Raw genomic sequence first — 13,206 nt, forward strand, 5'->3', positions numbered from 1 at the left:
AAAACAATTAGTTTTTACCATCGGCAGGAGCAGGAGTATTAAAAACGCTCTGCACGAATAAACGACAAAATACCGCCACATAAGGATTCTATACTTTAAACTGATTATCCCAATCATCAGAATTATAAATCTTATCTAAGTGATACTGATTATCTGTCAACTACACCCTATCGGGTATAGATACTTATTTTAAAAACGATTATACACCCGATAGGGTATATTTCAGCACTCTTCTTTTGACAGTATACCCTAAAGGGTGTATATTACATATGCAACAACTTCACGGGAGACTATGTTTATATATTTAAAGTCCCTTTAAGTAACAATTGAAATAATCTTTTTCTCTATAGATTTTTGCACCCGAAAAATTTTTTAATCCGGTCTTTCGGTAATTTTGTATTTTGCCGCTACTATCTATGTAGCTGTGATTTATCACTTCGGTAATATCTGAAAAATTATAATTTTCGGGAAGATCAAAAAAGGAGAATGAAAAGGCAGTACCGAAATTAAAATAATTCCGAATAAATACTTGATATTCGACTTCTTTATTCATACTGTCTGTTACCCGCAGCATAGGCGCCGGTATCTATATCGAGAACTTCGCGCACAGGCTGGATAAGCGATTCTTCGTAGCGGCATATCCATCGTTCGGGCTGCTCTGAACCGTCCGGTATACCGCCGATAGTGTCGCCGGTTTCTATAGGGTTATCATTTATTAAAAGATACAATGCGGTGTTGTATGCATGATTTACCATCAGGTTCGGATCAAGTCCATGAAAATGATATTGTAAGTCGGGTAAGAACAACAAGCTCATACCGAGCGTATCGACAAGCATATCTTCGCCACCCTGAATAGTAAAGAAGCGGACGTTCACGGCAAATTGAATAAAACGGTTGTCACGGGGAAGCGTATGGTTGCGGATGGTTTCTGCGGTAAAAAGTTTTCCCGAATTTTCAAAATAAACGGCAGTACAGTCGGGGAAAAGCTCGACCAGCGCCTCTGTAAAATCCATATCGAGTGCTGCACGCTCCGATGCGGGAAGCGCCGCCGCCAACATATCGGTACCGATGAGTGCATACCGGCATTCGGACAAAATAGCATCTTTATCGTCTCCGCAGTCCCACATCTGGCTTTTGGTAAAATCGTCAATGGTGTTTCCGTCAAAGACGGCGGGAGCAATCATCAGCATAGGCGGATACGCCCCATCCTTAAATTCCGCCCGATATCGAGTGGCGGCAAACTGTGCTACGGCAGTGTCGGAATCGTACGAAAAACATTCGGCATCTCCCAAGCGCTTTTGCATCACCGCTTCCATCTGCTCTCGAGCCGGCATTGTTACCGGCGCTTTAAACAAGAGCTTTACAATAAAAATGCCGCCAACCTTTTCTTCTTTGGTTAAATCCTGTTGAAAAATCTTATCCATATTTTATTTTACCTTATCGTAAACCGACCCGCTATGACCGATGACCAGACAAGCATAACGAGTTTATTGTACTGTATCGCATATATCCGCTATAAGAGTTTCTTATATTGAATAATGTATACGTTAAAACTGTGCAGCCCATTCGGCAAGAGAAGCTTTGTTCAGTCGTCCGTTCAATAATTTGCCTTCCACGATTTTTGCATTCGGTGCACTCGGCTGCAAGTTGGCGACCGCCTTCCCAAAACTACTCCCGCCCGATGTCGCAAATAGCACGATTTTTTTACCGCTAAAATCATATCGTTCAAGAAAGGTATTGATAATCGTCGGCGCAATATACCACCAAATCGGAAAGCCGACAAAAATCACATCATAGTCAGCGATATGTGCATCATCATCCACAATCGCAGGGCGGGAAGATTTATCAGCCATCTCTACACTACTGCGTGATTTTTTATCCATCCAATCCAAATCCGCCTTTGTATACGGAATAGCCGGTTTTATCTCGTGCACATCCGCACCCGCAGCCTCTGCCAATATCCGCGCAGCTTGAGCCGTTACTCCCGAAGCGCTAAAAAATGCCACTAATTTCTTTGCCATCATACCCTCCTCGTAAAGATTAAAAGTATCCTCAAAAGTTGAACAAATTTTCAAAGATACCATCCTCTGAATATATAAGGCAAACTGCCGTTTAAGTCAAGAAAAAATATTTTACACTATTGGGGATCTCTAAAAATCAGTTATATTTTTAATTTCGTAAAAAAACAAATTATGGCAGCCGGTTATAAGATAGAGGGCAACGAGAAACAGACCGAGTATCACATAATTCCATATATGCTGCACAGTACGGTAATAATATATCGGTGCAGTGCCGATCTCCGGCAGTGTGATAGGATCGACTGGGAGCTGATAATAGCGGGCAATGCTTTTTATATTGAGTAGATAAAATACCGGTGTACCGCTCTGCAAAAATTTTCCTACTAAGCCTGTTTTTATTGGGGTTGAAGCCGACAGCCGTACTGTTTCCGTTGTGATGCTGTCGTTATATTCGCCTACTGAAAGCAGATTTCCGCCGATATTGATGAAGGCTTTTATAGGAGTGTATGCATTATTGTATGTGTGTGCAGTATCATTACGGGAACCTTCTGTATAAAACGCATAGCGTTCCGTAAGATTTTTTTCAAAATCAGCTTCATAAAAAAAGGTCAGCCCATAGCCGTTAAGCCGCTCTTTTATATGCTCGATAAGATCGGGCTCAAATTCCTGTCCTACATCTTTTACACCGCCGAGCGAATAGGCGATTGTTTTATGCGCTATAATCTTTTGCTCATAGAGGTACTGCTCCATATCAAGGTAGGTAAACTCTTCTCTATTGCCGCCGTACATTGATGAACCTATCGACGTTACCATAATAGGTTGTAATCCCATGGCATCTGTCGCTGCAATAAAGGCGAGGTTAAGCGCCGGAAAAGAGCTGGAGCAATTAGCAGCTATGGTGTCGCCCTTCTGCAAGCCGGCTTCTTTAAAGAGCTTTACGAGCAGCGCTGCAAAATCGGGATTAACGGTTGTCCGTTTACTTTCCACATTACCGAGCGTTGTCGTAATACCGCTCCACTCCAAGCCGATAAGCCCGCTGTCCAGTCTATCAACCGTTGTATCTATTTCAATTCCTCTTCGGCTCATCTCCTGCCGGATTGCTTGTTGCGCCTGCTGCATCTTTTTTGCTGCGGTTATCATTTCAGAATATGCCGGATGCTTAACAGTGAGGCTGTGCGGTTTTACGTAATAGTAGAGCACTAAAAAAAGTGCTGCCAGAAGCACCAGTGCGCAATTTTTCGCAGTATAGGTCAAATGTAATTTCATAAGCCGATACCTACCGCAGCTACCAGCTCATACAATGCTTTTATCACAATAGCGACAATGATAAGCGCTGCAAGCGTGCGCACCGCACCGTTCCGATCTACTTCCTGCGCTAAAATACCGGGGATAATAGTTCCGATGCTGTGTACATTCAAAAAGTAAAGTTCATGGACATGGAGTAGATGGACATTGCCATACTGCAAAATCATTTTTATTAAAAAGCTCAGCATAATACAAACAGCAAATCGTCGTTGACCGTACAGAATAGTAGAGCGGGAAAGTATTTTTAAAACCGCAACGGTGAGCAAACTGATAAAGACCGTTATGATCAGTTTAAGAGGGGCATCCAAATACAGCGCAAAGTATGCCGGAACGATAAGTCCGCCGGGTGAAATTTCGGTGAGTTCGTAAAAAGCAATGCTGACAATAACCCCGAGTGTCAGTATCTCATGTATCATGGATGACCGTTCCTTTGCTTTCAAAATAGTCCACGAGCCGCTTTCCCGATTTGCAAATATTTCCTGCCGCAAATATCACGGCGTTGCAGTCTAGCGTATCAAAATAGGCTTCGTCTGTCAGCATAATTATTTTTGCACGGTCTACATGCTGCCGTATCAAATGTTTGTAAAACAATTCCTTATTTTCTCCGGAAATAAGAATGATGTCAAAGCGTTGTTGATGCGTTACCGTAAAATGTACGTATTGCTCCAGACGAGTTAGCCGGTCTGCTCTATTATTAATGAGTAAATACTTTTTATGCTGCCAATAGGATTGCGTCATACAATTATCCAATATGATGTTAGTTGAAACCGGGTCATTAGCCGCTAAGGTATTGATAAAAAAAAGCGTGTGGTCTTTTGCGTTGCAATACGATAGCACTTTTAAGCTACCCGGGTCCTTGTAATATGTTTTCATTGCAGTAAATGCTTTTGCGGTATCAACATGAAGGAATCGGCATATTGCAAGCGCCAAGGCAACGTTCTCAGGAAAATCGACTTCGCGGTAGTGCTCCAGCGGGGCATCACTCAAAAAAGCCTGCGTATGCCGTGCCGCACACACCTTCTGAAAAAAAGGAAAGTAGGCAGCATCCGCAGTAAAGAATGCCGCCTCCGTAGGAATTGTGTTGGATAGTGCGTGTGCAATACTGTCGAGACTTTTCCCCATTTCATCCAAATGATCTTCCCGAACATTGGTGATAGCGGTAATGTCGGCAGTAAGGATGCGCTGTTCGCAGATACGTTGCAGCTCCGGTTTTACCGCCATACATTCTACGATTAGGATATCCGCTTTTTGCAGGGCAGCCCAGTGGACGGCTTTTATCTGTTCGCGGATATTGGCTTTCCCTTGCCGGTTAATTTCCTTCTCAATGCGATTCACATCGATAACCCGCGGCGATGTACCGGTCGTTTTTGTAAATACCCTATACCCTCCGGATCGCAAACCAGCATCAAGCAAACGGCAAACAGTTGACTTCCCGCGAGTACCGTTTATATGAATAACATATTGTATTTTTTTTCTATGATATTTGAGATACCGGTATTCAACGCAAAGATAGAGAATATAGAGTAATGATAATATGATGATAATCAAAAGCTATACCTCTATCCTTGCATAAAACAGCCGGTTATTCTTTTACTTCTTTTAAGTAAGCTCCTACGCCATTTTGCATGATATCTGCATACGAGGGAAGCCCTCCCAGAATGATCTCTTTTTCCGGCTCATTTTCTCCCATAACCTCAATGTGCTGAACGACACCGGTTAAGTGCCGCCCGACACGTTCCTCTATAGGGTGTCCGTTTTCATCATACGGAACAAACAGCCGACCGATTTTTTGTGCTTTTACATACATCGGGTCTTTGCCGGTAAGTACGAGATTTTCATCAGTTTTGCCCCGGAGCCGTCCCTGTGAAGCATTCGCTGTTTCCATGAGCGCCGCATACGTGTTGGTATAATCCCCCAACTCTCTATGCGTAAGCCCGTGCAGGGTTGCAGGGGAAGGTTCAAGCCCGATTTGAATATCTTCAAACTCCATATTCATAACAACCTGCGAAGAGATAGCCATTGCCCGCTCATGCGCAACAATTGCGTTAATAACCGGATATTCAGGCGATGCCTCGTGCAAGTCAATCGTCATATTGATGTCGTTTTTCTTTATCATTTCAGTGATGGCGAATGCGACTTTTTCCGTAAAGGTTCCGTCGGGTCTCCCCGGATATGCCCGGTTTAAATTGCGTGTTTCGTTCCCTGAAAGCTTTTGCCCTGATGCTGCATGGATATACACATCCGGATCCGGCCATTGATCCAGCGGGTTTGTCGCACGGGAACCAAACCGGAACCAGCGTTCACCGTAGGGGGTCTTAATGGTATACCGCTGCGGAGAGCCTTCCTGCGGGTCGTTATGAGAAAGCGCACTTGCGTTTGCCCGCGGGAGTATATACACGGTACCCTTATCTACTTTTAAGTTTTCGATAAGCAGTACGGTTGTTAAAAAACTGGATGGTTCGTTCGGGTGCGTATTCCCCAAAACCAGTACGCTGCCTCCGGGTTCCGCGCCCTGCAGCACATAGACATCGCTATCGCCTCGTGTTCCCTTTAACGCCGGAAGATAGTCGCTCAAGCGTTGCATGGAGGTAACGCCTTCACCTTTTACAATCGGTTCCAATTCCCGTGTTTTCAGAAATTCGCGCCCTGCAAAAAAAGCAATAACCAGCGCGAGGACGATCATAATAATACCGGTGGTTTTAGTTCCTTTCATCGTTTCCCCTCATTATTTTATAAATAAAATTCTCAGAATTAACGGAATAATGACAAGCGCAGCATTTAACTGCTTTGTGATACTTTTTTCCGTCAATATATTGGCAACTACCATTATCAAAACATATAACAGCAGGGCTAAATAGATATACATCATCATACTGTTTTTCCTTTAATAAATTAATGAACCCAATTCCTTTGAGAAGATAATCATTACAATAGAATAAATGATAATGACTAACGCGGGAATGAGCGACTTCTTTAATACCGGCGTGTAGTTCTTCATGCCGACAATTTGCGCGGCAAATATACCGGCAAGAGCCGTCGGCGGCATTAAATCACCCAATGCTGCGATAAACGATATTGCAGATCCGGTAATGATTTGATTCTTGGCTAAGAATACCATGAGGAAAGGAACACCCAAGACAGAAGAAGCCCCGAATGAAGAAACGGCACCGAACAAAGGTATCGTGATTGCCATGGCAATATAGACCAGTGACGGCGGCAGACTGAGGCTGTTTACGACAATGAAGCCGCGAACACCGGTAAGGGTGATAGTCTGTATAAACATACCGACGCCCATCAAGATGCCCATAACCGGCAAACTTTCAGTAATAGCCTTCTTTGATACCGTAAAGAAATTGATTTTCTTTCCGCAAAAAGCACCGACAACTGCGCTGATCATAAAGATGAGCGGCATTCCCAGTCCAAAGACATTCGGCAGTACCTTATCCATAGTCATCAGGAACAACGCAAGAAGAATCGGGAGATACAATCTAAAGCCGTACTCATTAATAGCAGAAAAATCTATCTTGCTTTTTATGCCATCGTAGTCGATTTTTTTTACATGTTTTAAACCTAAGAACAAAACGGAAAAAATTGCAACCGGTACGGTTAAAAGCAGGAGGGGAATGGTAAAGCCGACATAGGGCATATCGATTCCGCCGCCGATGATCATTGCAGGAATATTAATCGGAGGAGCAATCATACCGCATAAGCCGCCCAGTGCAATGATTGTAGCGGTTTCTACCATGGGGATGCCGATGTACATCAGGATCGGCGCAACAATGCTCCCGGCGGTTAGTACCGAAGCGGTGGAAGAACCGGTTATCATACCGGGGAACATGGAAATAAACATGAGCAGAATTAAAAGCAGCCATGGTATTTTATGAAAGCGTTTAATAATGGTTGCACTCAATGCATTTAATGTACCGATTTCTTGGATAACCTTCATAAAAATCATAGCGGTTGCAATAACCAAAATCGTATCCAAGTAGCCGAACATCCCTTCAACCAAATGCCGGATAGGGATACCTTTACCGGCAATTAAGGTTCCCGTTATCGACGCAAGCACCATCGCTAAACTGACCGGTAGTTTGAATGTGAAGCAGGAGATTGCAAAAACTGCAATCATTGCTAAAAATAATATCAATTCAATTGACATAGTATACCTCTATAGATCAATCGCATCAGAGTGTTTTTTTAATACCCCGCAGAATAAGGAAACTGTCCACCCAGAGTTTCGCTGCTGCGCAGCTCAAATGGGTGTCCAATCTCCTTATTCTGCGATTTTTATCTATTCGTCTGAAGCGATTGATCTCCTTCGAAACTAAGATGTGCGGAAATTTTGAAAAGAATTCCGTACAAAAAAGGCAACCGTTTGAACAATTTCTGATACGGTTGCCCTTTAGATATTACTGAAACAGCTTTTTTAAAGGTTCAACGGTATTCGTAATTTTAGGAACAGTCTCCAGCGAAATCTTTTTTTCGGCGGCTGTTTTAGTAAAAAGTCCGTCTTTATTTCCATCATTTACAACGATTAAATAATCGCAATAGGGAGCCGCTACTTTTACAAACTTGTCGGAAAGTTCTCCTCTCCGCGCTTCTCCGCCGATGTGTAGCCCAATAATTTTAATGCTTTTTGCTTTTGCTGCTTTAATCAGCTTTTCTGCACGGGCAAGCTCATCTTCCGCCTTTATTCCGGCTGCTCCCAATCCCTTAGAGCTGCCGCCGATTGCAAGGATCAGTGTTTTTTCGTCCTTTAAGCCGACATCGGTGATCAATGCATCAAACTTTGCTTCAATCCCTGCCTTTTTTAACAAGGCTTTTACCATCTGTACATCGGCGCTTTGTCCAATCGATGTCAGCGTTGCCGGTTTTTCAAATTGAGCCGCAAATAGCGCTAATGCCGATAACAAAAATACTATGGTAATAAATAGCTTTTTCATGTATCTTATCTCCTAAAAAGTCTAACAATTGAGACCCTCTAAAAGCTGCCAGAGCCTTTAGAGGGCAGCGATTTTAAAATACGAAGTCTTAGAAGCCTAACGCCTTTCCGTCTCTTCTGGGGTCGGCACCGCCTTCAAGCGTTCCATTCGATTTATACAGTACGCCCTGCACGGAACCCATACCTCTATCCCATTCGGAAGTCTTGTTTACTTTGTGTTCCATTGCTTCAAGTTGCTTGATCGTTTCGTCGGAAATACGGGTTTCTACATTGATCTTGTTGGATGTATTGTCCCATAAGCGCGGGGTGTCGATTGCTTCCTGCATACCCATCTTGTGGTCGATTACTCTACTGATAACCTGCGATACCGTGCTGATAATCTTTGTTGCTCCCGGTGAGCCCAATACCATAAAGGGCTTGCCGTCTTTTAACACGATAGTCGGAGACATGGAGCTCAGCGGTGTTTTGTTGGGCGCTACCGAATTGGGATGTCCTGCACCGAGTACAAAGTCATCCATTTCGTTATTCATCACAAAGCCATAGCCGTCTACTACCACACTGTTTCCGAACAGACCGTTGACGGTTTTGGTGATTGCAACCATGTTGCCCTCTTTATCAGCGATGGAATAGTGAGTAGTATCTTCGGATTCATAGAGCCACGGATCATGCGCTTTACTTTCGTGCGATACTTTGAGATCTATTTCCTTTGCAATTTCTTTTGCATATTTTTTAGATACAAAGCCCTTCATCGGAACCGGCGTATAGTCGCTGTCGCCCATGTACTTCGCTCTATCCGCATACGCAAGTTTATATGCTTCGGAGAATAAGTGCAGATATTCGGGTGAGTTCACTTTTAACGAGCCGACATCGAAGTTTTCCAAAATATTGAGAATTTCGATAACGATGGCGCCGCCTGAGCTGGGAGACGGTGAAGAAATAATTTCATAACCGCGGTAGGTTCCCTTTACCGGCTGTCGTATCAAGGGTTTGTAATTCGCCAAATCTTCCATTGTATACAGCCCGTCATACTTATTGAGCGTCTTTACAATAGCCTCAGCAACTTCGCCTTTGTAGAATCCGTCTTTTCCGTTCTTGATGATAATATCCAAGGTTTTTGCCATATCGGGGTTAGTAAAAAGATCGTCTACTTCGTAGGGCAGTCCTTCTTTGTTCAAAAAGACCTTTGCCGATTCAGGATATTTTTCCAATTTATCAAACTGAGACTTCATATCGTTTGATAAAGTTGGGGTTACATAGAATCCGTTTTTTGCAAGATTAGCAGCAGGACGAATAACCTGTTCCCGCGACATAGTTCCGTAGTTTTCCAGTGCATACAAAAGACCGGCAACTTCGCCCGGAACCGCAGCGGCTTTTCCGCCTTCCAATTTCTGATTACCTACAACCTTTCCGTCTTTACCCACCTTCCACATCTCGGGTGACGACTTTTGCGGAGCACGCTCTCTAAAGTCGATAAAAACAGTTTCTCCGGTTTTTGCGATTCTGATTAACATGAATCCGCCGCCGCCTAAACCTGAAGAGTTCGGTTCAACAACTCCCAGTGCAAAACCTGCTGCAACAGCAGCATCGATCGCGTTGCCGCCTTTTCTTAAAATTTCCGCCCCTATCCTGCTTGCTTCAACTTTACTGGTAGACACAACACCGATTTTACCGGTCGCATTTCTATCGGTTCTAATCATCTCACCGTTTTTATCATACGGCTTCCAATTCTCTGCAGACTGAGCAGATTCTCCTTGCGGTGTACTGGTACATGACACCAGCATCATCGCAGCCAAAGTCGATACGCATGTAAATAATCGTAAAAATTTCAGTTGTTTCATTGCGGATCCTCCTAAAACGTTATTTTTCGGCAAAAGCCAATTTACATTATGATAAAGACTCCTATTTTGTCAAGGTAAAGTATAAATTGTATACGGAAATGTAAATTGCAAGAGGTATTGCCCAAAAAGGATTTTTATATAACATTGCAGGAAATAATGGATACACTAGATAGCTACGATGAACAGAGCATCCCCACTGAAAAAAGCGGCTTCACGGTGATTCTCGATAACAGCAATACGGAGCAAGCACAGTACCAAGATGCACCGCTTTTTGCCGGTCAAACGCTTGCAATAAGAACACCGAATGATGATACAACGGTACGGCAAAACATAACGACGGAGAATAGCGCTGTCTCTCGGCAAAAAACAGCACCGGATAGAGCTTCAAACAGCGCAAGACCAAAAGCGAAAAAGTATGTTCCGGAGCAAATTCGTAGAATGAAGAATCTCTATCAATATGGGGACGGTTCTTTTAGACAGCAGTGCAAAAACTTCTATGTGCAAGGAAAATTCATGGAGAACTATGAAGATAATGCTCCTTGGATTGGAGAAATATACGAGTATTGGCCATCCTACCATAATTTATCATTAGCTCAGCTACGCGGGTATTTTACATGGCGAACTGAATTGCGGAAGGGAAACTATCAGAAAAATTGCGACGCCTTTGTTTTGATGTACCTATCTGAGCTGTTTAATGGAATAGGAGCGGTATCCGCGGAAGAAAGCTTCCACAAAATACAAGAGTTTAAAGAAAGCTATATCGATTCAGGATTAAGCACCGGATATATACGGTATAATATTCAGCAGTGGATGTTTGACTTTGCTGTGGTAAACGGACTGGATACTGAAATAGCATACCGATATGCTGCCCGTCAAATGTTGGAACGAGATTCCAATATTGAAATTCTACGTAATCCGGAAAAATACAGCGATAAGGAGATATTTAACGCACTCTGCCTGTTCAGCGGGAGAACCCCCGATTCATCGATTGTAATACAAAAGGATAAAGAAACAGGAATCTACCTTTTTGCAGCAGTGTGGAGGCTCGCATCGGCACAATATCGTCAGGGTGAAAAGGAGCTTTTTGAACTCTGCTTTGGGATACAGTATTCACGGTACTGGAATCCGCTCAACAATACGCTCTATTACAGCAGAGGAAAACAGAAGACTGTAATTTATGAATTGAACTCATGCCGGAAGTACAGCTTTCAAAACAATATATGGCATGAATATGGCTATCACAAATGGTATGACGGACAACAGCACATAACGGAACTTTTGCATGAAGCTGATCGGCGCTTCCGTTTGTATTTAAAAACAGGACGCCCGCTTAAAGAGAGGAAAGAGGAAGCGTGGGCGATACCTTATATAGAAGCGGTTATTGGGGCGGATCGGAAAGCAAAGCTCGAGGCGGCGCGTCCTAAGATCTCGATTGACTTTTCAGGCCTGGATAAAATCAGAAAGGATGCGCTTGAAACTCAAGACAGCCTGTTAACCGAGGAAGAGACGATGGGCTCGCCGGAGGCTGCGTCCAAACAGACGGAAAACTCAAAGCACACCGGTACTCCCGAATATGACGGAGATGCTATACCGGACGCTGCATCTATACCGATTCCCGCGGCCGTTCCATCGACCGCATCTATGCCGTCCGCAGCAGTGCCGTCGGATTCAGCATTCGTACAATCCGTTCCGTCCGGAGTGTCCGTTCCGTTAGATGGTTTGTTAGACGGTATGCAGATACAGCTGTTGCAGATGCTGCTCCGCGGAGAGCCGGTACAGGAATTGATTACCGCACAGCATGGAATGCCGAGCGTTATCGCCGATGCTATCAACGAGGCCTTGTTTGATCTTATCGGCGATACGGTCGTGGAATGCGACGGAGAAACGATTACCCTTGTGGAAGATTATCGGGGAGATGTAGCTAGTGCGATAGGGGAGGACTACCCTAATTACTGTATTGACAATAGTCTCTATAAAGTGTAGCCTTTGATAAGGTTTTATAATGTTTTGAGAGGTGAGACCATGTCTGATAATGATAATGTGAAGTATTCGGAATTCTTAACAACAAAAGAAGCTGCAAAATATTTAAATATGTCTCCCACAACATTAAGAAATTGGGACAAAACAGGAAAATTAAAAGCTGTCAGAAATCCATATAATAATTATCGCCGGTACAAGGTCGAAGATCTTAATAATGTTCTTTTGGAATTAAATGAACCAAGAGCAGAATATAAAACGAGAAATCTTTTTACAAGGGACATATCTGAATTAAAAGACAAAGTATTACAAGGTGACTGTCTTGACTTAATGCGATATATTCCGGATAAATCAATTGACATGATATTATGTGATTTACCGTATGGAACAACACAAAATAAATGGGACTCTGTTATTGATTTAAAAAAATTGTGGGCTGAATATACGCGCATTATAAAAGACAATGGGGCTATAGTATTAACAGCACAAGGATTGTTCACCGCAAAATTAATTTTAAGTAATGAGAGTTGGTTCAAATATACTATTGTTTGGATTAAATCAAAATCAACAAACTTTTTAAATGCAAAAAAACAACCGCTTAGAAAACATGAAGATATTTGTGTGTTTTATAAAAAACAACCGACATATAATCCTCAAATGATAAAAGGTGAAAGTTACGATAAAGGTATTCGTAAAAACCAATGTACAGGTAGTTACGGTGATTTTAAACCGAGACATGTTCAAAGTAACGGTATGCGCTATCCGAACGATGTTGTCTTTTATGATGATACATCAGACCGTGAAGATTTTGTTTACTTTAAAACAGCTGAAGCCGAAGGTGCTGTATATCATCCGACTCAAAAACCCATTTCTTTAGGCCGTTATTTAATTCGTACCTACAGTAATCCCGGCGATATTATTTTAGATAATGCATGCGGTAGCGGCAGCTTCCTTGTTGCTGCAGCAATGGAAAATCGGCATTTTATAGGAATTGAGAAAAACGAAAATGCCCTTTTGCACAAAGTACAAGCTATTGATTACATAGAAGTATGCAATAAAAGATTAGCAAAAGTTTTCAAAAATAAAGATTTCGATGAAGAATCCAATTTAATGGTAGCATTACAATAAA

Annotated in this window: 12 protein-coding genes; 2 read left to right on the forward strand and 10 right to left on the reverse strand. The window is 42.8% G+C overall.

What is annotated here, in order from left to right; genetic code table 11:
- Positions 1-545 precede the first annotated feature (545 nt).
- The 10 genes from HGH47_RS00430 to ggt form a co-directional block, all read right to left on the reverse strand.
- Entirely contained in the window at positions 546-1,424 is an 879-nt protein-coding gene (locus HGH47_RS00430) for a DUF4261 domain-containing protein (RefSeq protein ID WP_432909622.1), read from the reverse strand.
- A 123-nt stretch (positions 1,425-1,547) separates the two neighbouring features.
- Positions 1,548-2,021: a flavodoxin gene (locus HGH47_RS00435; RefSeq protein WP_432909625.1), complete on the reverse strand. Its 474-nt coding sequence runs from the start codon at positions 2,019-2,021 to the stop codon at positions 1,548-1,550.
- Between the two features lie 129 nt (positions 2,022-2,150).
- Positions 2,151-3,284 (reverse strand): poly-gamma-glutamate system protein, encoded by a 1,134-nt coding sequence (pgsW, locus tag HGH47_RS00440; protein WP_432909628.1) that lies wholly within the window; start codon positions 3,282-3,284, stop codon positions 2,151-2,153.
- Complete coding sequence (gene pgsC, locus HGH47_RS00445) at positions 3,281-3,739, reverse strand: poly-gamma-glutamate biosynthesis protein PgsC (protein ID WP_432909631.1); 459 nt, start codon at positions 3,737-3,739, stop codon at positions 3,281-3,283. Before pgsC ends, pgsW begins: the two co-directional genes overlap by 4 nt.
- On the reverse strand, positions 3,729-4,871 hold the full coding sequence (gene pgsB / locus HGH47_RS00450; protein WP_432909634.1) for a poly-gamma-glutamate synthase PgsB: 1,143 nt from the start codon (positions 4,869-4,871) through the stop codon (positions 3,729-3,731). The genes pgsC and pgsB overlap by 11 nt, the downstream gene beginning before the upstream one ends.
- Positions 4,872-4,905: 34 nt before the next feature.
- Positions 4,906-6,036, reverse strand: a complete 1,131-nt coding sequence (locus HGH47_RS00455) for a succinylglutamate desuccinylase/aspartoacylase family protein (protein WP_212565232.1) — start codon at positions 6,034-6,036, stop codon at positions 4,906-4,908.
- 12 nt (positions 6,037-6,048) lie between these two features.
- Positions 6,049-6,195 carry a hypothetical protein gene (locus HGH47_RS00460; protein WP_253675448.1) on the reverse strand — a complete coding sequence of 49 codons (147 nt, stop codon included), beginning with the start codon at positions 6,193-6,195 and terminating at the stop codon, positions 6,049-6,051.
- Positions 6,196-6,207: 12 nt separating this feature from the next.
- A complete protein-coding gene (locus HGH47_RS00465; protein ID WP_432909638.1) occupies positions 6,208-7,479 on the reverse strand; it encodes a TRAP transporter large permease subunit in 1,272 nt (423 codons plus the stop codon).
- 250 nt (positions 7,480-7,729) lie between these two features.
- Complete coding sequence (locus HGH47_RS00470; protein ID WP_432909641.1) at positions 7,730-8,263, reverse strand: DUF6305 family protein; 534 nt, start codon at positions 8,261-8,263, stop codon at positions 7,730-7,732.
- 88 nt (positions 8,264-8,351) lie between these two features.
- Entirely contained in the window at positions 8,352-10,100 is a 1,749-nt protein-coding gene (gene ggt / locus HGH47_RS00475) for a gamma-glutamyltransferase (protein ID WP_432909644.1), read from the reverse strand.
- A 156-nt stretch (positions 10,101-10,256) separates the two neighbouring features.
- Between ggt and HGH47_RS00480 the strand changes: the two genes are divergently transcribed.
- Entirely contained in the window at positions 10,257-12,083 is a 1,827-nt protein-coding gene (locus HGH47_RS00480; RefSeq protein ID WP_432909647.1) for a TerB N-terminal domain-containing protein, read from the forward strand.
- A gap of 39 nt (positions 12,084-12,122) precedes the next feature.
- Positions 12,123-13,205, forward strand: a complete 1,083-nt coding sequence (locus HGH47_RS00485; RefSeq protein WP_212565226.1) for a DNA methyltransferase — start codon at positions 12,123-12,125, stop codon at positions 13,203-13,205.
- Position 13,206 lies beyond the last annotated feature (1 nt).

The sequence above is a fragment of the Treponema sp. OMZ 805 genome (assembly GCF_050937395.1).
GTDB lineage: Bacteria > Spirochaetota > Spirochaetia > Treponematales > Treponemataceae > Treponema.

What these genes read in the sequence shown, in the direction of transcription:
- HGH47_RS00430 (WP_432909622.1), bottom strand. Translation starts at nt 1,424, where the DNA reads ATGGATAAGATTTTTCAACAGGATTTAACCAAAGAAGAAAAGGTTGGC.
- HGH47_RS00435 (WP_432909625.1), bottom strand. Translation starts at nt 2,021, where the DNA reads ATGGCAAAGAAATTAGTGGCATTTTTTAGCGCTTCGGGAGTAACGGCT.
- pgsW (WP_432909628.1), bottom strand. Translation starts at nt 3,284, where the DNA reads ATGAAATTACATTTGACCTATACTGCGAAAAATTGCGCACTGGTGCTT.
- pgsC (WP_432909631.1), bottom strand. Translation starts at nt 3,739, where the DNA reads ATGATACATGAGATACTGACACTCGGGGTTATTGTCAGCATTGCTTTT.
- HGH47_RS00455 (WP_212565232.1), bottom strand. Translation starts at nt 6,036, where the DNA reads ATGAAAGGAACTAAAACCACCGGTATTATTATGATCGTCCTCGCGCTG.
- HGH47_RS00460 (WP_253675448.1), bottom strand. Translation starts at nt 6,195, where the DNA reads ATGATGATGTATATCTATTTAGCCCTGCTGTTATATGTTTTGATAATG.
- HGH47_RS00465 (WP_432909638.1), bottom strand. Translation starts at nt 7,479, where the DNA reads ATGTCAATTGAATTGATATTATTTTTAGCAATGATTGCAGTTTTTGCA.
- HGH47_RS00470 (WP_432909641.1), bottom strand. Translation starts at nt 8,263, where the DNA reads ATGAAAAAGCTATTTATTACCATAGTATTTTTGTTATCGGCATTAGCG.
- ggt (WP_432909644.1), bottom strand. Translation starts at nt 10,100, where the DNA reads ATGAAACAACTGAAATTTTTACGATTATTTACATGCGTATCGACTTTG.
- HGH47_RS00480 (WP_432909647.1), top strand. Translation starts at nt 10,257, where the DNA reads ATGGATACACTAGATAGCTACGATGAACAGAGCATCCCCACTGAAAAA.
- HGH47_RS00485 (WP_212565226.1), top strand. Translation starts at nt 12,123, where the DNA reads ATGTCTGATAATGATAATGTGAAGTATTCGGAATTCTTAACAACAAAA.